Here is a 19,081-nt window from a genome sequence, read left to right as displayed (position 1 = left end):
CGATATGAATTCCGCGGCGGCCGCGTGCCGGAGAGCACCGCTGCTAGAATCGGGCGACTTCCCAGCCTCGCACAGGTGCTTTCGATGAACCGTTTCCGCGGATTCCTGCAAGGCGTCGCCCTGTCGTTCGGCGGCTTGTGCGCGAGCACGCTGACGTCGCCGGCCGCGTACGCGGCGACGAACACGGCGACTGTCGTCGCAACCGCAGCCCCCGCCACGGCTGCGGCAGGCGGCAATATTGAAACCCTCGTATTCGTTCGCCATGGCGAGAAACCCGCGCAAGGCTACGGCCAGCTAGACTGCCAGGGGCTCAACCGTGCGCTCGCGTTGCCGGCCGTCATCGCCGCCAAATTCGGCAAACCCGATGCGATCTATGCGCCCGACCCCGGCCAGCAAAAAGACGACGGCGGTCATCCGTACTATTACGTGCGCCCGCTCGCGACGATCGAGCCGACCGCGATTCAATTCCAGATGCCGGTGCAAACGCCGTACGGCTTTGCGCAGATCGCCCAGCTCGGCAACGCGCTCGTCGACCCGGCCAATCGCGGCAAGCTGATCGTGATTGCGTGGGAGCACAAGCTGATCGAGAAGCTGTTGCGGCAGATGTTGAACGCGCATGGCGGTCGCGCGGCCGACGTGCCGAAATGGCAAAGCGACGACTTCGACAGCATTTACATCGTCCGACTCGACTGGCAGAACGGCACGCCGCGCGCGAGCTTCAAGCACGATCGCGAAGGGCTCGATGGACGGGCGACCGATTGCCCTTGTGCGGCGTTGCCCGCAGAGCCGGCGTCTTCGGCAGGGACGGCCTCTTCCGCCAGTTCGAACGCTTCGGCGCCTGCGGCGGATTAATAGGGTAGTACAGATGTAAGCCGCGATTACGTGTGCTGGTGCATCAAGCGGCAAGCGTGGGCGACGAGCCGCCTGCTTGCTTGAATTGGCCGGCCGCAAAGCCCCGTGGGGCGCGGCCGCCAACGAAGTGAGGTGTCTGCGCGCAACGTCCGCGCGATCTTTATGCCTGCCTTCGCTGACTTCGACGATGCTTGCAGTCCGTAACATCTGGTCGCAGTCCGCCCCGGCTCGAGTGCGTACATTGGTCCTGTGCGACAAACCTACGTCGCCTCACAGGAGAGACCAACATGAAACGCATCGTCACTCACTTGCTGGTTGCTGCCGGACTCGCGGCGGGCGCATGCGGTGTCGCGCAGGCGCATACGGATCTGAGCGTCGGCCTATCGCTCGGCGCTCCGGTTTATGCCGCGCCCGCGCGCGTCTACGCCGCGCCGGAGCCGGTGTATTACGGCGGCTGGGATCATCGCTATCCGCGCGGCGACTACTACCGCGACTATCACCGCGATGACCGCGGCTGGGGTCACGACGATCGTCGCTGGGGCCATGACTATCGCGGTGAGCACCGCGGCTGGCGGGATTGACGGGCGTAAGCGGAGTGCAGCACGCTCCGCGCTTCTCGCTCCGCGAGCAACTTCTGCGGCCCGCATCCACGCGAGTGTGGATGCGGGCCGCCTTCAGTTTGAGTAATTGCGGTTCAGGACGCCAGTTCGTCGTTGAGAGCAAACAGTTTGCGCAGATGATGCGCAACGCCGGCCTCGAAATTGTTGCCAATGCGCGGCACATGCGGCAGACGCGTGATCAGATCGGGATTGGCGTTGTTCATCATGAATGGATGGCCGGCCGTCTCGAGCAGATCGATATCGTTCATGTTGTCGCCGAACGCGACGCACTGCGACGCGTCGATAGCGAGTCGCTCGAGCACGATCTGCAACGCGCGTCCCTTCGACACATTCGCGGTCATCACTTCGAGACAATCCGGCAACGAATAGGTCACGTATAGCCGCTCGCCGAATTCGCGTTCCAGATTGGCGGCCACCTGCGCGAGATCGGCGGGATCGCCGATATACAGCGCCTTGGCAATGTCGACGCCATTGTGCTTCGGCAGGTCGGTCACTTCGTACGTGAAGCCCGAGTCCTGGTGAAATTCCAGCAGATGGGGCGCGTCGCGATCGATCAGCCACGCCTCGTCTGCAAACAGACTGACGATCACGCGACCATGCGCGCCGACAATTTCTGGCTGCACGAGACGCTGGACGATCGCGGGCTGCAGATCGTCGGCGTGGATAACCGTGTTGTCAGGCGCGTGAACCCGCGCGCCGTTCGACGTGATCAGGTACGGATTGATGCCGAGCAGATCGCGGATGCCCGCGACGTCGCAGTAATGCCGCCCCGTGGCGATCACGAACTGCAGCCCGTCGCTTTCGAGCTTGCGCACCGTGGCGACCGTGAACGGGTCTACCTGGTGATCGGCGTTGAGCAGTGTGCCGTCGAGATCCGTGGCGATGACTTTATACATGGTGAGTCCGGCGGGCGAGCCGTCGAGGCAGCGTCGAAGCGGATATTTTACAGGTGTCGTCCGGCCAGCCGCTGCGCCTCGCGCCGCGCCAGCTGCAAGCCGCCATGCGCCGAATCCGCCCGCGGCTCGCGCAGGCGCGCCTGATACGCCTGGGGCACGTACTCGTGCAGCGGCGCGCCGAGGCCTCCGCATAGTGCGACCGGCAGCACGCCCGTCGCGTCCAGCGCGGCGATCATCTTGCCGACTTCGACACCGGCCTCGCCGAGCAGGCGTGCCGCGAACGGATGTGCGCGGTGCTCGATCGCGATCGGCGCGAGCCGCGCGTAGGCAGTCTGATTCGCCGCGCACAGCCACACGACCAGGCTGTCGCGATCCTGAGTGCCGGTATGCGCGAGCAACGCATGCGCGAGATCGTCGACGGGCGCACGGCCGTCTAGCGCCTGTTGCGCGTGCACGATCAGCCGGAGGCCGAGCCACGCGCCGCTCGCCTCGTCGCCTGACGGAAAGCCGTAGCCGCTGGCCATGCGGAACTCGCCGTCGCTCGCAAGCGAGGCCGCGACGCTGCCGGTGCCGAGTGCGACGATCACGCCGGGCGCGCCTTCGTGCGCGCCGAGCAAGGTCGTGTAGGCGTCGGATTCGACGGCCAGTCCGGCCAGTCGCGGCGCCTGCTCGTGAAACTCGGCGAGCCAGTCGCGATTGTTGACGCCCGCAAGTCCGCAACCGAGCACGCAGCGCGACCAGTCCAGCGCGACTCCGGCTCGCTCGAACGCTTCGCCGCAGGCGGCCTGAATGGACTGCCATGCGCGCGAAATGCCGAGCCCGAGGCCCGATGGGCCGCTTGCCGCCTGCGCCAGTTCGCGGCCCTGCGCGTCGCTGAGCACGACACGCGTGCCGGTGCCGCCGCCGTCGACGCCGATCAGAAAGAAGTCGTGGTTCATCGAATCGAATCAGTTCCGTGGGTGAATAACGCTTAGGGTGGCAGGTCAGTTTGAATCGCGCAATTAGCCGATTGGCCAGCTTGCGGCGTGCACCGCTTCCGCTATGCTGGCGATCGATACGACCACGCGGGAGCGCGACAGTGACACAACGATGCAACTGGGTATCGAGCGAAGCGCTCGCACAGTACCACGACACCGAGTGGGGTGTACCCTCGCGCGACGACCAGCACCTGTTCGAGATGCTAGTGCTCGAAGGCGCGCAGGCCGGTTTGTCATGGTCGACGATACTCAACAAGCGCGCCGGCTACCGTCGTGCTTTCGCCGACTTCGACATCGGCAAGGTCGCGGCCTTTACGCCGAAGCAGGTGGATGCGCTCGTCGCCGATGAGAGCATCGTGCGGCATCGCGGCAAAATCGAGGCGGCGATCCAGAACGCGCGCGCAGTCCAGCAGATTCAGGCCGAACACGGCTCGCTCGCGAACTTCGTGTGGTCATTCGTCGACGACACGCCGATTCAGAACGAATGGGCTTCGTATAAGCATGCGCCTGCGTCGACAGAAGTTTCGGACGCGCTAAGCAAGGCGCTCAAGCGCTACGGCTGCAAATTTGTCGGGTCGACGATCTGCTACGCATTCATGCAGGCGGTTGGCATGGTCAACGATCATGAGACGACCTGCATGTGCCGAGAGCGATGCGCGTCGCTGGGCAATAAGGGGCGTCGTCGTAAGGCGGGGTGAGGGCGGGGCGTCCGTCTGACGCGCAAACTCGCGAATTGGCGCCCTTTCATGCTCGTAGTCGGTCCTTCGCCGAACGGCGCACGGTGGATACTCGTCGCCATGCGCTCACCGATGCGCGTTCAACAACAAATAACTACCGCCTCGGACGCGGGAGACCAACCATGAAAACTCTTAGCTTCCTGACCCATCAGGATATTTACGATCAGTCTGTCACGCATCTGTTCGAACAGAAACGCGCTGCGTTGCTGCCGAGGGGCGGCGGCGCTTACCGCGGTTATTGTGGCGGCTGCCCGGTCGGTAACCTGATCAAACCGCGCGACTATGTGACCGCGATGGAAGGCGTGCCCGTGCGCTTCATCGGCAAACCACCGACGGAAGTGCCCGCTTACATGGACGTCGGTGTGGCCGCGTTGAAAAAAGCGCTGCTGCGTGCCCGCATCAACGTGTATGACCCGGTGACCATCGCTCTGCTTAGTTGCCTGCAAAACGTGCACGACGTGTTCGGCACATGGGAGTGGCACGACCGGCTGGGCTCGATCGCGCGCGAATTCGGACTGTCGGCCGAGCGGCTGAGGAACGCGGCGTAACGGCTGCTCGGTGGCGCACAAATCCGACGCCGCAAAAGCAAAACGGCGGTGTGGCTTCTTTCGAAGCTCACACCGCCGTTCGGCGTACGTAAAAAGCGTGCTTAGTGCAGCTTTTTCGGCAGCATCTGGCTGCGCAGACGCTTGTGCAGGCGCTTAACAGCCGCTGCCTTCTTGCGCTTGCGAGCCGTGGTCGGCTTTTCGTACGACTGGCGCTCACGCAGTTCAGCGATCAGGCCGTTCTTTTCGATTGCGCGACGAAAGCGGCGAATTGCCACTTCGAACGGCTCGTTTTCCTTCAGAAGTATCGTCGTCATGTCGTTCCTAAATTGCTTAAACGGTCAAAAACGTAGCGGCCAAGCGCCACGCACCGGCCATCCGAGCGTCCCCACAACAGGCGAAACGAGCGGAAATACGGCCTCGGAGGCCGGAAAAGAGAGGCAGAAAGCACCGCGAGTACGCTCCACAACCAACCGGGTGCAGCGCCGCGTTTTGACTGCCAGCAGACATGCCGAAACCGGCAAAGGCGTGACAGAAAATCTCAATTCAGCCGTTCATCATAGCAGGGAATTACAGATAAAACCACCCTTTTGTCGGTCGTATATGCGCAGCGTCGCGACTGCGTGTTGGGGGCTGGTTCCTGCCCCCGTTTAATCCGGCGTCACGCCGGGCCCGTCTGAAATGACAAAGAAGGATAAAAAATCGGGCCGAATCTCCACGTGCCCCTCAAGTTTTGTTTTGGTGCGCCGAAATCCTGCTCTGAGGCGGCCAGCAATGAACGAGTGCTTCCGCCGACGCCAAAACGGCTTTCCAGGGCTTTCGGCTCAAACAGGAGATTTTCCATGCTCGGAATTAACAGCAACATCAACTCGCTGGTTGCACAGCAGAACCTCAACGGCTCGCAAAACGCCCTGTCGCAGGCAATCACGCGCCTGTCGTCGGGCAAGCGCATCAACAGCGCAGCGGACGACGCAGCAGGCCTCGCGATCTCGACCCGGATGCAGACCCAGATCAACGGTCTGAATCAGGGCGTGTCGAACGCCAACGACGGCGTGTCGATGATCCAGACGGCTTCGAGCGCACTGTCGTCGCTGACGAACAGCCTGCAGCGTATCCGCCAACTGGCCGTCCAGGCGTCGACGGGCACGATGTCCACGACCGACCAGGCAGCACTGCAGCAGGAAGTCGCGCAGCAGGTCCAGGAAGTTAACCGTATCGCGTCTCAAACGACGTACAACGGCACGAACATCCTGAACGGCAACGCAGGCATCGTGTCGTTCCAGGTCGGCGCGAACGTCGGCCAGACGATCTCGCTGGACCTGAGCCAAAGCATGTCGGCGGCGCAGATCGGCGGCGGCGTCGTTCAGAACGGCCAGACGGTCGGCACGATCACGGGCCTGAGCCTCGATAGCACCGGCAAGTACACGTCGTCGGGCGCAGTGATCACGGCAGTCAACGTGACGTCGGACGGCAAGGGCGGTTTCACGTTCACCGACCAGAACGGCACGGCGATCACGGGCGTAACGGCATCGGCGATCTTCACGACGTCGACCGCTGCCGCATCTAACGGCGCGACCGTCACACAGATCGCGATCAGCGCGAGCGCAACCAGCAGCAGCATGTCGGCAGCGTCGCTCACCGCGATCGCGAACGCCGTTGCACAGATCAACGCCGTCAACAAGCCGGCAACGGTGTCGAGCCTCGACATCAGCACGGTCAGCGGTGCGAACGTCGCGATGGTCTCGATCGACAACGCGCTGCAGACGGTGAACAACTTGCAGGCGGCACTCGGCGCGGCACAAAACCGTTTCACGGCAATCGCCACGGCGCAGCAGGCAGAATCGACCGACCTGTCGTCGGCACAGTCGCAGATCACCGACGCGAACTTCGCGCAGGAAACCGCGAACATGTCGAAGAACCAGGTGCTGCAGCAAGCAGGCATCTCGGTTCTCGCACAGGCGAACTCGCTGCCGCAGCAGGTCCTGAAGCTCCTGCAGTAATCGCGTAGCAGCCCACGGCCGGGCCCCGCGTAATGCGCGGCCCGGCCGCAGGCACCTGGCGCGCGGGGCGTTGCCTCGCCGCCAGGTCCTCACCCAGAATTCCACGGATCATCCGCCGCACGGAGCACTACAATGTCGACGATCAATTCCGCCGTCACAGCCGCCAACAATTCGGCCAACAGCCAGCTGCAGCAGGCTGCCCAATCGATCATCAGCGGTTCGACCGGCAACTCGTCGATGGACGTCAACTCGCTCGTGACGGCACTCGTCAATGCGAAAACCGCCGGCCAGGCCGCCGCGCTTACCGCACAGCAAAGCAGCGACAACACCCAGATTTCCGCGTACGGCGCGCTGTCGGCGGCGCTGAGCGCACTGCAGGCCAGCCTCACGACGCTGTCGAACGGCTCGCTGCAGAACACCTTCAGCGCGACCGCGAGCGGCACCGGCCTTACCGCGACCGCGGGCGCGGGCGCAGTGGCCGGCAGTTATTCCGTCGGTGTCACGCAGATTGCGACGTCGCAGTCGCTGTCGTCGTCCGCGTTCGGTGCATCGACCGCGCTCGGCACCGGCACGATGACGCTGTCGCTCGGCAGCCAGTCGTTCACGGTCGACGTGAACAGCGCGAACAACACGCTCTCGGGCATCGCCGCCGCGATCAACAACACGACCGGCAACCCCGGCATCGTCGCCTCGGTCGTCAACGGCAGCGACGGCGCGCACCTCGTGCTCAGCTCGACGCCGACTGGCGCGGCGAACACGATCAGCGTTGCGCTCAGCAACGTCGCGGGCGACCAAGGCCTGTCGAGCCTCGGCGTCACGTCGACGGGCAGCACGACGGGTGGGCAGTCGACGTTCACGTCCGCGAACAGCGGCGCCGCCTGGAAACAGAGCACGGCCGCGCAGGACGCCGCGTTCACGATCAACGGGATCGCCGGCACGAGCGCGAGCAACACCGTGACGAGCGCGATCACCGGCGTCACGCTGTACCTGACCAGCGCCGCTGTCAGCGCAACGCAGCCGCAAACGTTGACGGTCGCCACCGACACGAAATCCCAGGCCGCCGCGATCAACAACTTCGCGACGCTCTACAACACGCTTGTCACGACGATGGGCTCGCTGTCGAGCTTCACGTCCGGCGCGTCGTCGCAAGGCCCGCTGCTCGGCGACTCGACGCTGAACACGATCAAGAACGCGCTCGCGTCGATCGTCGCGAGCGGCGTGAACGGCAACGGCTCGACGGTCAACCTCGCGTCGATCGGCGTCTCGCTGCAAGCCGACGGCACGCTGCAGGTGGACAACACGGCGCTCAACGGCGCGCTGCAGAACAATCCGACCGGTGTCGCGTCGCTGTTCAACTCGACGAACGGGATCGGCGAGCAGTTGACGACGAACATCACGAACTACACGCAGACGAACGGACTGATCGCCGCGCGCACGACCGCACTGAGCAACGATCTGAACAACGTCGCCCAGCAGCAGACGACCCTGTCGAACTACGCAGCACAGCTGACGAGCCAGTACCAGGCGCAGTTCACCGCGCTCAATACGCTGATGGCGACGATGAACAGCAACTCGCAATACCTGACCCAGCTGTTCGGCGGCGCGAACAGCGCCGGCGCGATGTCGACCAACAAGAGCTGACGGCTAGCCAGACAGGAGAGCCCAGATGGAACCGACCGAACTGATTGCGCAGATCGACGCGTTCACCGACGCGATCGAACATGCGGCCGCGATGGCCGACTGGGCCGAGGCGGTGCGCCTCGTCGATGCGCGCGGGTCGCTCGTCGCCCTGCTCTCGGCCGACCAGCCGCCCGTTGGCATCGCCGCGATCCGCCGCATACAGGCCAGCAACGGCCGCATCTTCGCCGACGCGCAACGCGCGCAGCAGGAGCTGACCGACGAGTATCAGGCGGCAATGAACCGCGTGCAGGCCGTCGGTCAGTACCAGAGCATCGCGACCCGCTAATCCGCATCCGGCCGCGCGCCAACACGACAACAAGAACTACGCGCTGATGTGAGGGCGTGCTCGTTCGCCTCCCCGCCCGCCTCGTGCGGGCGTTTTTTTTGGGCGCTGCCGGCCGCACCGCCCCGGCCTAGGCCAACCGGTCAATCGGCCAAACTGACCGGGCTTTTCCCGTCACCTCGCGGGATCGGCGCGACGGCACGCTAACGATAATGGTATCGACCGACTTTCCGCAGATCTCATCATGTTCTCGACCGAACTGCCCGCCTCCGCCGCGCTCACGCCTGAACAGCAGCTTGCGCAGGACATTGCGCTCGTCATGGACAATGCGCTCGAGCGCCAGCGCAGCGGCGCGTTCGACGACGCCCGGGCGCTGTACGAGGCCATCCTCGACGCGGTGCCCGCGCATGGCGATGCGCATTACAACCTCGCAGTGCTGATGGTCGATACGGGCCAACCGGCCGACGCGGTGCCGCATTTCGAAGCCGCCATCGGCGCGAGCCCGGACAACGGCTACTACTGGGTCAGCTACATTCATGCGCTGCATCGCAGCGGGCAAACGCCCGCGGCGTGGATCGCCGTCGAGCTCGCGCAGCAGCGCGGCGTGCGCGGCCCCGCACTCGACGGGCTGATCGCACAAATGGCGATGCCCGACTCGGTGCTCCCGACCGCAGCGGTTGCAACTGTAGTCCGCGGTGACGTCGAGGCGGCGATCATCAAGGGAACCGCCGCCACTGCGGTAGTGCGCGAGAACGCCGGCAAACCGGTGCACCGAGCCCACCAGAATCTGCTCCAGAAGCACGCGGCGCTTTTCGGCAAAGGCAAGTACGCGGAAGCCACTACGCTTGCGCAACGGCTTGCCGCCGATTATCCGGACGACGGCGCATGCTGGCGCGCGTTGTCCGCATCCTTGCACAAGGACGGTCGTTATGCGGAGATGATCGACGCCGGTCTGCGCACGGTCGAATTGTTGCCGGACGAAGTACTCACGCGCATCTTGCTTGCCGATACTCTGCGGGTGATGAGCCGTCTCGCGGAAGCCGACGAACAGTGCCGGCGCCTGCTCGAGCTCCGGCCCGACCATCCGGAGGGGTTACGGATCCACGGTCTCGTCCTTTTCGCGCTGCGTCGCCCGGACGAAGCGATCGCCGCCTGCCGGCGTGCGGTCGAACTCGCACCCGGCCTTGCCGCCCCGAACGGCACACTAGGATTCGTGCTACTCGAACAGGGTGCGACACAGGAGGCGCTCGGTTGGCTGCGGCGGGCGATCGAAATCGACCCGACCGACAGCGTGACCCACAGCAGCATGCTCTTCTGCATCGCGCACAGCAGCGACTTCGATCCGCAGACGCTCGTCGCGGAACACCGCAAGTTCGGCCAGCGTTACGACAACCACAAGCGCAAGCGCACGGCCGCGTTCTCGAATCCGCGCGACCCTGCGCGCCAGCTGCGTGTCGGTTTCGTGTCGGGCGACCTGTTCAACCACGCAGTCGCCTCCTACGCTGTGCCCGTGATCGAGCATCTCGCAGCAGACACCGGCATCGCAATGCACTTTTATCACAATCACGTCGAGGAAGATGCAACCTCCGATCGTTTCAAGGCCCACGCGACGTGCTGGCGCAACGTCGCCGGCATGAGCGACCAAGCCTTCCTGGAACGCCTGCGCAATGACCGGCTCGACATCGTGATCGACCTATCGGGCCATACCGGTCGCAACCGGCTCGTCGCGCTGGCGCAACGCGCGGCGCCGGTGCAGGCGTCATGGATCGGCTATCCTGCCACGACCGGTCTCGCCGAGATGGACTATTACCTGTCGGATCGCTTCGTCGCGCCGCACGGCGCATTCGACGACCAGTTCGTCGAACAGATCGTCCGGCTGCCGGCGATCGCGCCGTTCATGCCGCCGCCCAACTGCCCGCCGGTCAACCTGCTGCCGGCACTGCACAACGGCTATACGACTTACGGTAGCTTCAACCGCCTGAACAAGCTGAGCCCGCACGTAATCGAGGTCTGGGCGCGCGTACTGGACGCAGATCCGACCGCCCGCATGGCGCTCGGCGCAATCGGCAACGCCGGCGACCAGCGCACCCTGACCCAATGGTTCGCCGCGGCGGGCATCGATGTCGGCCGTCTGACATTCCACCGGCGCTCGAACATTCCGGTCTACATGCAACAGCATCACGGCGTCGATCTCTGTCTTGACACGTTCCCGTATACGGGTTCGACGACCACGCTGAACGGGCTATGGATGGGCGTACCGACCGTGACGATCCCCGGCGCGACGATGGCCGGGCGTGGCAGCGCGGGCTGGCTGCAGCACGTCGGACTCGACGCGTACATCGCGACGGACGAAGACGATTTCGTCGCAAAGGCGCTGGCGCTCGGCCGCGACACCGCCGCGTTGCAAACCCTGCGCATGGGCATGCGCGCACGTTGCGGGGAATCCGCCGCGTTCCGGCCGGCCGTCGTCGCGGCCGGGCTGTCGTCGGCGCTGCGCACGATGTGGACCCGCTGGTGTGCCGGAGAGCCCGTCACCGCATTCGACACGCCGCTGTTCGACGACGTGGCGACCGCACCGGCCGCGGCCGACGCCTGAACGCCGCGCGTTATCGAGAGAGAGACCATCATGACCGCCAGCCTGCCCGCGTCGTCCGTCGCGCAACTGCCACACGAACGCATCTACGTCACGCAACCGCACCTGCCGCCGCTCGAGGAGTTCCTCCCGTATCTCGAGAAGATCTGGGAGAGCCGCACGCTGACGAACGGCGGCCCGTTCCACCAGCAGTTCGAGCGTGCGCTGTGCGACTATCTCGGCGTGCCGTACCTGTCGCTGTTCGCGAACGGCACACTCGCGCTCGTCACCGCATTGCAGGCGCTGCGCATTACCGGCGAGGTGATCACGACGCCGTACTCGTTCGTCGCGACCGCCCATTCGCTGCTGTGGAACGGCATCAAACCGGTATTCGTCGACGTCGCGCCCGGCACGCTCAATCTCGACCCCGCACGCATCGAGGCGGCGATCACGCCGCAGACCACCGCGATCATGCCCGTGCATTGCTACGGCAATCCGTGCGACGTCGACGCAATCCAGAAGATCGCCGACAACTACAACCTGCGCGTGATCTACGACGCGGCGCACGCGTTCGGCGTGCAGAACGCCGACGGCAGCGTGCTTGCGCACGGCGACCTGTCGGTGCTGAGCTTCCACGCAACGAAGGTCTTCAACACGTTCGAAGGCGGCGCGATCATCTGCCCCGATGCGAAGACCAAGCAGCGGATCGACCATCTGAAGAACTTCGGTTTCGTCGATGAAGTCACGGTCGTCGCGCCCGGCATCAACGGCAAGATGAGCGAAATCAACGCCGCGTTCGGGATGTTGCAGTTGCAGCACATCGACGGCGCACTCGCCCGCCGCCGCAAGATCGACGCGCTGTACCGCACGCTGCTCGCTGACGTGCGCGGCATCCGCTGCGTGCCGCTCGGTGGCCAGACCGTCGCGAACCACGCGTATTTCGCGATCCTCGTCGACGAAGACTATCCGCTCGACCGCGATGCGCTGTACCAGAAGCTGCGCGCCTACGACGTGTACGCGCGCCGCTATTTCCATCCGCTGATTTCGGAATTCCCGATGTACCGCGGGCTGCCGTCCGCAAGCCGCGACAACCTGCCTGTCGCAACGGAGGCCGCGCGCAAGGTGCTGTGCCTGCCGATCTACCCGGCGCTCAGCGACGACATGGTCCGTCGCATCGTCGAGCTGATCGACTTCTGACTCACAGCGCTTAGAGGTAACGCTCGTCGGCCGCGCGCGCGCGGATCCGGCGCGCCGGGTTGCCGTACGCAACCGTGCACGGCTCGATGTCGTGCAGTACGACCGCACCCGCGCCGACGACGCTGTGCTCGCCGACCGCAATCCGGTGCCGCAGCATCGCGCCGAGGCCGATCGCCGCGCCGCGGCCGATCCGGCAGTTGCCGCCCGCGACAACGCCTGGTGCGAGGCTCGAGAAATCCTCCATCACGCCATCGTGGTCGAGCGACGCATTCGTGTTGACGATGCATCCTTCGCCGATCGAGCAGCTTGGGTTGATCACCGCGCCCGCCATCACGACTGTGCCCGCGCCAATAGTCGACGCCTTGCCGACGCGCGCGGCCGGATGCACCGCCGATACACGCGGCAAGCCCGGCACGAGCGCAGCGAGATCGGCCGTCACGTTCTCGCGTGCATGATTGTCGCCAATGGCGACCAACAGTCCGGCGATTCCGTGCTTGTCGATCAGCCGCGGCAAATCGCGCTCGGTGCCCAGCACCGCGTAGCCGAGCGTCTCCTCGCCGGCGGTGCGGAACGAATCGACCAGCCCGGCGATCCTGTACCGGCCGGCCTGTTCGACGATGTCGATCACGACCTTAGCGTGACCGGACGAGCCGACGATGACGATGTTTTCCACGAGGACCTCGATTGATCTAGTAGGCAGCGGCAACATGGTCGCGTTTCGCGCAGTGTGCCGTGTCGCCGCGTCCGTGCCGCGCGCCGTCACGTCAGACGCTATGCACCGTTTCGTCCGCCCTCACGCGTGCGGCTGCCAAATGCGCGGCAAACGCCATCCGCAGCCGCTCGGCCAACTGAATCCAGCTTTCGCCGCGCCCGCGCCGAAACAGTCGCATCGTGCCCGGATACCACGGCGAATCGTCGCGGCCGTGCATCCAGCGCCAGTCCACGTCCTGATGCGGCAGGAGCACCCAGCAAGGCTTGCCGAGCGACGCGGCCAGATGCGCGGTCGACGTGTCGACACACACCACGAGATCGAGTTGCGCGACGATCGCGGCCGTATCGGCGAAATCGTCGATCTCCGAGCCCAGGTGCAGCAACGGCAGGCCGCCCGGCGGCTGACGCGCCTCGTCCTCGCCCTGCCCCTTCTGCAGGCTCACGAAATTAACACCGGGCACGCTCCATAGCGGCGTCAGCAATGCCAGTGACGGCAGCGAACGATGCGCATCGTTGTGATGCTTCGGGTTGCCTTTCCACGCGAGCCCGACGCGCGGGCCGACCGGCAGCGCATCGAGGCGCGCGCTCCAGTGGGCGACGCGCGCTGGATCGGGCACGAACCGCACCGGCGGCGGGATCGTGTCGAGCGTCGTGCCAGCATGCATCGGCGCGCTCAACAGGCTCGTCCAGTAATCGAATTGCGCGGCCTGCGCGGTGGCCGTCTCGTGGTCGAGCACCGCGTCGATGCCGTCGACCGTCGCCATCAGCCGATGCAGCGCCGGCTGGCACGCAAAGACCACACGCGCCGCCCGTCGCGCGCGAAATTCAGCGAAATAGCGGCTGAACTGCAGCATGTCGCCGAGGCCGTCCTCCTGCCAGACGAGCAACGTCTTGCCGGCCAGCGGCTCGCCTTGCCACTGCGCGCACCGCAGCATCTCGCGGGTCCGGCGGTGCACGAAAGTTGGCTGCTCGTAGCGCGATTCGTAGCGGCGCCAGCCTTCCTCGAACCGGCCGGCGCGGAGCAGCAGCGTCGCCAAACCGAAGCGCGCGTCGTCGTAGTCGGCACGCAGGTCGAGCGCGCGGCGGTACGCACGTTCGGCGGCGTCGAGGCGACCCGCATGCGCGAACGTCGTGCCGAGGTTGTAGTGCACTTCTGCCATCTGCGGTGCGAGCGCCAGCGCGTCGGTGAACGCGATGGCCGCTTCGTCGTGGCGGCCCTGCGCACGCAGGACGCAGCCGAGATTGTTGTGTGCCTGCGGCAGGCCAGGCCGGCAGCGGATTGCATCGCGATAGGCCGCTTCCGCTTCGGGCAGGCGATCGAGGTTCTGCAGCGCGACGCCGAGGTTGTAATGCGCCTCCGGATGATCCGGACACAGTGCAATGGTCTGCCGGCTGGCCGCCTCCCCTTCCGGCAGCCGGTGCATGTCGACGAGGATCGCGCCGAGATTCGCGTGCGCGAGTACGTGGTCGTCGCGAACGGCGATCGCGAGCCGGTACGCGATCTCCGCCTCCGCCGGCCTGACGAGGGTGCGAAACAGGTTGCCGAGATCGGTCAGCACGTCGGGCGACTGCGGCTCGATCAGCAGCGCCTGTCCAAATGCCTGTTCGGCCTCGTCGAGCCGGCCGAGCGCTTCGAGCACCTTGCCGAACCGGTGATGGTGCGACGCGCGTAACGGCGTAACGGATGCGAGTTGCCGGCGCAGGAGCGCTTCGGCTTCGGGCAAGCGGCCCTGCGACGCCAGCAGCGCGCCGAGGCCGTCGTACGGTGGTTCGAACGCAGGCATCGCGTCGATCGCGCGCCGCCACCAAGCTTCCGCGTCGGCCAGGCGGTTCAGGCCGAGCGCGCAGACGGCCGCGATGTGCAGCGTCGCGACGTCCACCGCAGGCGCGTCGAGCAGCGGCGCGACGCGCGACAGCGCATCGGCAAACTGTCCGTTCTGGCACAAGGTCGCGGCGTGTTGAACGCACACGGAAACGTCGGAAGCAGGCGTCGTCATGGAGGGCAGGGCAAAGCGGCGGACAGTCATTGCATCGGGCCGGCGCGGCGGCGGCCCCGAATGCGCGATACGTACCGCGCCCGGGCGACCGTTCCCGCACGGATAGCGTCGATTGACAGGTTACCCAAGCGGGCCTGCACGCAATGCGGCGATCTGAGCCCATTCCGTGCGGCTGTTCGGACGATGGACCTGCCGATCGCCGCGTGGCGGGGCCTCGCTGCACGGCGCCGGCCGTCCGTTCAGCTGGACGAACACCCGCCGCAACTGCTCGAACTGCACGAGCTGGAACTGCACGAACTCGACGTACGGCAGCTCGACGACGTGCAATTGCTTCCGGACGCGTCGAACGAACTACCGCTGCCCGCTTTCGCCGCGGCGACCGACGACACCCTCGATGCGGCCAGCACCGTGCCCGAATACGCCGACCACGCGGTAGCGGCCAACGCGCCTGCGCCGAACAGCGCGGCGGTCCACAGCACCGGATCCGGATCGTCATGTCCGGCATCGCGTGTCTCGCGCGCGCGGATCGTGGGCGGTCCGGCGCGCGAGCAGCGCGGCGCGCCCGGCTACCGTTGCGCCGCCGCGCCCGAAGCCGGTCAGCCGCCGCGCGACGACCCCGTACGCAATCGCGAACACCGCCGTGCAGATGCCGGGCAGCAGCACGCGTCGCCCGCGGCTCAAACCGACCGCCAACTTCGCAGCGCCGGGGCCGAGCACGATCAGCACGATCGCGCGCGCGGCCGTCTGCGACGCGCGCAACTCGCCGGGCGCCCACAACCAGCCCTGCGCACGCATCCCGTCGCCGACCTCCTGCGCGTACCTCGCAAGCCCCTCGCGAAACAAGCCGTCGCGTACGGTGCCGGACGGTTGCTCGTTGAGTCACGCCCAGTGGTCGTCGTGCCGGCCCGCGCGTTCCGGATCGGCGATCTTCACGTAGCCGCCTCGCCGGGGAACGGTCCAAAGATCGACCGCGCCCGCATGCGCGAGCGACATTGTCACGATCTGCGCGACACGGGTCTTCGCCCCCAAGTGAGATAGGCGACTTCATCGGCGCTCAACCCGGACGAGGCCTTTGCGTGCGCCGGGCCCCAGCGTCGCGATAGCGCTGCGGGTACACGGCGGCCTCGTCCGGCGCACCCGTGCCAGGCATGTAGTGCAGTAGCGCGCGCAGCACGCGGCGCAGAAGACGTCCCGGTATTCGAGTGTGCATTGCAGATGGAAATGCCACGCGGCATCGACCGCGACCGACGGCGTGACCGGATGCCCGGCCGCCTGCGCGAGAAACGCGAAGAGCTTGTATTCGTCGAGCACGGCCAGCGAATGATCGTGCGACCGGCCTTCGGCTTCGGCGAGGCGCCGGCTGTACGGCAACGACGCGTGAGGATCGTGGGGGGCATACGCGTGCAGACGCGCGCGAGCAGAGCCTGCTGTGCATCGGTCAGCGCGCAGGCAGCGACTGCGATCGAGGCAGACGGGATGGCAGCCATCGGGAGTCGGCGCGATGCGCGGACGGCCGCCGCGATCGACGCTTGAATTGTCGTTGCGAGCGAGTCTCTTGCACAACGGAAAGGCGGCGGAATAGCGCGGGGAACGGTGCGGGAAATGACGACGCGATGCCGAGCCACCCGTGCAATGATGCTACGCCTGGACTACTCCAGGAAAGCGGATCGGGAAATTCGACGCCTAGAATCGGGCCATTTAGCGCACCCGGCTTGGATCGAACCAGCAACCGCTCCGGGAGCTTTTATCGGCGCGTCAAAACTCATTAATCAATAACTTGTACAACTCGCAAACTGCAAAACCAAGGCTAACCACGGCCAATCAAGGCAGTCCAAGTCCACCCAATCCGAAATTTCACTGTACCTACCTCGCAGAGTCTAACCTCGGTGGCTCTGTCACCTTGGGAGCCTGCGGGCGGGGGCCCGCCCAGCGGCCGTCCCCGTCACCCTAGCCAGCCCACCGCGTCGAACGCAGAAACATCTTCGTCGGGCCATGCTGACCCGGACAATCGAGACTGGTCACCGCCACTACTCGAAGTCCAGGGACTCCCCGAATCTGCGTCTTACGCCCTCCGAGGCCTTGCACAAAAACCGCTGCCGAAGCTCGTGGCGACGCTCGACATCCTCTGGACTCTCGGGCCGACCCTTCGCTCTAAGTCGAAACTCGATCGTCTCGAATTGCCTGCTTGCCGAATGATGAAGTTGGCGTAGGAGCCATCGACGCACCAAATAGGAACTCGAGCTCCGGGATCGCATCGATAAAGTCGACCCGCAACTGCGCCCTTCGTCGAGTGGGCTCCGCGTCACTTCGGTCAGACAGCTCCACGTCAGCGTAAACATCTCGTACCGCACCCGAGACAGGTGAGATTCAGTTTTCCCTTAGCAACACGAATCTGCTGGTGAGCGATAACCCACGATGCAATTGCGACCACGATCGCAACGAGCGCGGGCGGGACGACCTGCGTCACATCTGGGCGAGCTGGCACGTGCAACGCGGCACGCCGCTGCAGGTATTGAAGGAGCTGGGCGGATGGGAGACGATGGAAATGATGCAGCGGTACGCGCACCTTGTCAGCCGATCACCTGGCGCATTGGGTCACGCCGCTGACGGCCGAGCCGACGCCGGTGCTAGCTGCAACCAACTGCAACGGTACTGCACGACGAAGGGAGGAAACCGCTGACAGCCTGATCAGACTTGGCGCGCCCGGCTGGGATCGAACCAGCAACCCCTGCCTTCGGAGGGCAGTACTCTATCCATTGAGCTACGGGCGCTTCACCACAAAACTGCGGGGAATCTACGCGAAAGCACGGCAACCAGAACGGACGCGACGCCAACGCGAGAGACCGCAAGGATACCCGGTTTCGGCCGAACCGTCCACCGGACGGCCTCCGACGCCGCTCCAAGGTCTTCCCCGCGCCCCGCCGCCGTCCGCATCGATCCGGGTAAACGCCTGCTGAACACCATCCAGGCCCCCTCGCCGCCGCCGAAACCTTGCGTCTATAATCGTCCGTGGCTGACAAAGAACAAGAAGTTGCCGTCGCGCTGTACCGCTCACATACCCACGGAGACGAGACAAGCATGAGCGAAGCACCACACGGAGCCCCGATCAAAACCCCAGCACAGCTCATCGCCGCGGTCATCGCCGGGTTTGCTGTGCCAATCATCATCATCGTTCTGCTCGCCGTCTACGTCGATAATTCGACACGCACCGGCGCCGGCACCGACTCCCTCGCCGAAGCCGAAGTCACCTCCCGCATCCATCCGATCGCCCAGGTTGAAGTCCGCGACGCCAACGCACCGCGCGTCTACAAGAGCGGCGAGGAAGTCTACAAGGCGGTCTGCTCGGCGTGTCACGCGTCGGGTGCTGCAGGCGCGCCGAAATTCACCAACACCGCCGACTGGGCCCCGCGCATCGCGCAAGGCTTCGACACGCTGTGGCACACCGCCCTGTCCGGCAAGGGCGCAATGCCGCCGCGCGGCGGCACGAGCCCCGACGACTACAGCGACTTCGAGATCGCGCGCGCGGTCGTCTATATGGCGAACAATTCGGGCGCGAGCTTCCCCGAGCCGGCGCAGCCGGCGGCGGGCGCGGCTGCGGCATCGGGTGCCGCTGCGGCATCCGGTACGGCAGCCGCATCGGACGCGGGCGCGGCCCAGGCCGCCGCGGCGATGGCCGCCATGGCCAGCGTGCCGCAGACTCCCGCCCCGGCAGCAGGCGGCGCGCAAAGCGCGGATGCGTCGCAGGCCGGCAAGGCGCTGTATCAGTCGGTATGTCAGGCCTGTCACGCGGCCGGCGTGCTGAATGCGCCGAAGTTCGGCGACAAGGAAGCATGGGCGCCGCGCCTGAAGGACTCGATGGACACGGTCTACAACTTCGCGCTGCACGGCAAGGGCGCGATGCCGCCGAAGGGCGGCTCGAATGCTTCGGATGCGGACGTGAAGGCCGCGGTCGACTATATGGTCAGCGCGGTGAAGTAAAACGGGCGGGATCAGCCGCTAAACGAAAAATCCCTG

At 65.5% G+C, this 19,081-nt stretch carries 16 protein-coding genes, 1 tRNA gene and 2 pseudogenes; 11 read left to right on the top strand and 8 right to left on the bottom strand.

The features are described from left to right. Positions 1 to 84 precede the first annotated feature (84 nt). A complete protein-coding gene (locus tag G5S42_RS29560) occupies positions 85 to 852 on the top strand; it encodes a histidine phosphatase family protein (protein WP_176109962.1) in 768 nt (255 codons plus the stop codon). Between the two features lie 287 nt (positions 853 to 1,139). Beyond that, the gene (locus tag G5S42_RS29555; protein WP_176109961.1) at positions 1,140 to 1,433 is read left to right on the top strand and encodes a PXPV repeat protein; all 294 of its coding nucleotides are present in this window, start codon (positions 1,140 to 1,142) and stop codon (positions 1,431 to 1,433) included. A 113-nt stretch (positions 1,434 to 1,546) separates the two neighbouring features. Here G5S42_RS29555 and G5S42_RS29550 read toward each other — a convergent pair whose 3' ends face one another. Next, on the bottom strand, positions 1,547 to 2,368 hold the full coding sequence (locus tag G5S42_RS29550; protein ID WP_176109960.1) for a Cof-type HAD-IIB family hydrolase: 822 nt from the start codon (positions 2,366 to 2,368) through the stop codon (positions 1,547 to 1,549). Between the two features lie 47 nt (positions 2,369 to 2,415). Next, positions 2,416 to 3,306: a glucosamine kinase nucleotide-binding domain-containing protein gene (locus tag G5S42_RS29545; RefSeq protein WP_176109959.1), complete on the bottom strand. Its 891-nt coding sequence runs from the start codon at positions 3,304 to 3,306 to the stop codon at positions 2,416 to 2,418. Positions 3,307 to 3,446: 140 nt separating this feature from the next. Between G5S42_RS29545 and G5S42_RS29540 the strand changes: the two genes are divergently transcribed. Together G5S42_RS29540 and G5S42_RS29535 are read left to right on the top strand one after the other, a co-directional pair. Beyond that, positions 3,447 to 4,043, top strand: a complete 597-nt coding sequence (locus G5S42_RS29540; protein ID WP_176109958.1) for a DNA-3-methyladenine glycosylase I — start codon at positions 3,447 to 3,449, stop codon at positions 4,041 to 4,043. Between the two features lie 161 nt (positions 4,044 to 4,204). Beyond that, the gene (locus tag G5S42_RS29535) at positions 4,205 to 4,630 is read left to right on the top strand and encodes a hypothetical protein (protein WP_176109957.1); all 426 of its coding nucleotides are present in this window, start codon (positions 4,205 to 4,207) and stop codon (positions 4,628 to 4,630) included. A gap of 101 nt (positions 4,631 to 4,731) precedes the next feature. On the opposite strand, the gene rpsU is transcribed toward G5S42_RS29535, so the two are convergent. Both rpsU and G5S42_RS29525 read right to left on the bottom strand, forming a co-directional pair. Next, complete coding sequence (gene rpsU / locus G5S42_RS29530; RefSeq protein WP_006050883.1) at positions 4,732 to 4,944, bottom strand: 30S ribosomal protein S21; 213 nt, start codon at positions 4,942 to 4,944, stop codon at positions 4,732 to 4,734. Positions 4,945 to 5,288: 344 nt separating this feature from the next. Then, positions 5,289 to 5,471, bottom strand: coding sequence for a hypothetical protein (locus G5S42_RS29525; protein ID WP_176109956.1), 183 nt, complete (start codon positions 5,469 to 5,471; stop codon positions 5,289 to 5,291). Here G5S42_RS29525 and G5S42_RS29520 point away from each other — a divergent pair. The 5 genes from G5S42_RS29520 to vioA all read left to right on the top strand — a co-directional run bounded on the left by G5S42_RS29520 (position 5,470) and on the right by vioA (position 12,359). Next, complete coding sequence (locus G5S42_RS29520; RefSeq protein ID WP_176109955.1) at positions 5,470 to 6,627, top strand: flagellin; 1,158 nt, start codon at positions 5,470 to 5,472, stop codon at positions 6,625 to 6,627. The two genes, G5S42_RS29525 and G5S42_RS29520, sit on opposite strands and share 2 nt — an antisense overlap. A gap of 132 nt (positions 6,628 to 6,759) precedes the next feature. Next, positions 6,760 to 8,268 carry a flagellar filament capping protein FliD gene (gene fliD, locus G5S42_RS29515; protein WP_176109954.1) on the top strand — a complete coding sequence of 503 codons (1,509 nt, stop codon included), beginning with the start codon at positions 6,760 to 6,762 and terminating at the stop codon, positions 8,266 to 8,268. A 25-nt stretch (positions 8,269 to 8,293) separates the two neighbouring features. Then, complete coding sequence (gene fliT / locus G5S42_RS29510) at positions 8,294 to 8,593, top strand: flagellar protein FliT (RefSeq protein WP_176109953.1); 300 nt, start codon at positions 8,294 to 8,296, stop codon at positions 8,591 to 8,593. Positions 8,594 to 8,834: 241 nt separating this feature from the next. Next, a complete protein-coding gene (locus tag G5S42_RS29505; protein ID WP_176109952.1) occupies positions 8,835 to 11,186 on the top strand; it encodes a tetratricopeptide repeat protein in 2,352 nt (783 codons plus the stop codon). Between the two features lie 30 nt (positions 11,187 to 11,216). Then, positions 11,217 to 12,359, top strand: coding sequence for a dTDP-4-amino-4,6-dideoxy-D-glucose aminotransferase VioA (gene vioA, locus G5S42_RS29500; RefSeq protein ID WP_176109951.1), 1,143 nt, complete (start codon positions 11,217 to 11,219; stop codon positions 12,357 to 12,359). Positions 12,360 to 12,369: 10 nt separating this feature from the next. On the opposite strand, the gene G5S42_RS29495 is transcribed toward vioA, so the two are convergent. From G5S42_RS29495 to G5S42_RS45825, 3 genes and pseudogenes are all read right to left on the bottom strand, one after another. Next, positions 12,370 to 13,032, bottom strand: a complete 663-nt coding sequence (locus G5S42_RS29495) for an acetyltransferase (protein ID WP_176109950.1) — start codon at positions 13,030 to 13,032, stop codon at positions 12,370 to 12,372. Positions 13,033 to 13,123: 91 nt separating this feature from the next. Continuing rightward, the gene (locus G5S42_RS29490; protein ID WP_176110670.1) at positions 13,124 to 15,067 is read right to left on the bottom strand and encodes a tetratricopeptide repeat-containing glycosyltransferase family protein; all 1,944 of its coding nucleotides are present in this window, start codon (positions 15,065 to 15,067) and stop codon (positions 13,124 to 13,126) included. 239 nt (positions 15,068 to 15,306) lie between these two features. Then, a pseudogene (locus tag G5S42_RS45825) lies at positions 15,307 to 16,554 on the bottom strand (TIGR04222 domain-containing membrane protein). Between the two features lie 968 nt (positions 16,555 to 17,522). On the opposite strand from G5S42_RS45825, the pseudogene G5S42_RS29480 reads away from it, so the two are divergent. Beyond that, a pseudogene (locus tag G5S42_RS29480) lies at positions 17,523 to 17,700 on the top strand (tyrosine-type recombinase/integrase); the annotation flags it as partial. 62 nt (positions 17,701 to 17,762) lie between these two features. Here the strand turns inward: G5S42_RS29480 and G5S42_RS29475 are convergent. Then, positions 17,763 to 17,838, bottom strand: a tRNA-Arg gene (locus G5S42_RS29475). A gap of 307 nt (positions 17,839 to 18,145) precedes the next feature. Here G5S42_RS29475 and G5S42_RS29470 point away from each other — a divergent pair. Beyond that, complete coding sequence (locus G5S42_RS29470; protein ID WP_176109949.1) at positions 18,146 to 19,045, top strand: c-type cytochrome; 900 nt, start codon at positions 18,146 to 18,148, stop codon at positions 19,043 to 19,045. The last annotated feature ends 36 nt before the right edge of the window (positions 19,046 to 19,081 follow it).

The organism is Paraburkholderia youngii, assembly GCF_013366925.1.
GTDB lineage: Bacteria > Pseudomonadota > Gammaproteobacteria > Burkholderiales > Burkholderiaceae > Paraburkholderia > Paraburkholderia youngii.
This window is presented reverse-complemented; position numbering and strand designations above follow the sequence as displayed.

Coding starts and splice junctions, on each gene's coding strand:
- G5S42_RS29560 (WP_176109962.1), top strand. CDS start 85: ATGAACCGTTTCCGCGGATTCCTGCAAGGCGTCGCCCTGTCGTTCGGC.
- G5S42_RS29555 (WP_176109961.1), top strand. CDS start 1,140: ATGAAACGCATCGTCACTCACTTGCTGGTTGCTGCCGGACTCGCGGCG.
- G5S42_RS29550 (WP_176109960.1), bottom strand. CDS start 2,368: ATGTATAAAGTCATCGCCACGGATCTCGACGGCACACTGCTCAACGCC.
- G5S42_RS29545 (WP_176109959.1), bottom strand. CDS start 3,306: ATGAACCACGACTTCTTTCTGATCGGCGTCGACGGCGGCGGCACCGGC.
- G5S42_RS29535 (WP_176109957.1), top strand. CDS start 4,205: ATGAAAACTCTTAGCTTCCTGACCCATCAGGATATTTACGATCAGTCT.
- rpsU (WP_006050883.1), bottom strand. CDS start 4,944: ATGACGACGATACTTCTGAAGGAAAACGAGCCGTTCGAAGTGGCAATT.
- G5S42_RS29520 (WP_176109955.1), top strand. CDS start 5,470: ATGCTCGGAATTAACAGCAACATCAACTCGCTGGTTGCACAGCAGAAC.
- G5S42_RS29525 (WP_176109956.1), bottom strand. CDS start 5,471: ATGGAAAATCTCCTGTTTGAGCCGAAAGCCCTGGAAAGCCGTTTTGGC.
- fliD (WP_176109954.1), top strand. CDS start 6,760: ATGTCGACGATCAATTCCGCCGTCACAGCCGCCAACAATTCGGCCAAC.
- fliT (WP_176109953.1), top strand. CDS start 8,294: ATGGAACCGACCGAACTGATTGCGCAGATCGACGCGTTCACCGACGCG.
- G5S42_RS29505 (WP_176109952.1), top strand. CDS start 8,835: ATGTTCTCGACCGAACTGCCCGCCTCCGCCGCGCTCACGCCTGAACAG.
- vioA (WP_176109951.1), top strand. CDS start 11,217: ATGACCGCCAGCCTGCCCGCGTCGTCCGTCGCGCAACTGCCACACGAA.
- G5S42_RS29490 (WP_176110670.1), bottom strand. CDS start 15,067: ATGACGACGCCTGCTTCCGACGTTTCCGTGTGCGTTCAACACGCCGCG.
- G5S42_RS29470 (WP_176109949.1), top strand. CDS start 18,146: ATGAGCGAAGCACCACACGGAGCCCCGATCAAAACCCCAGCACAGCTC.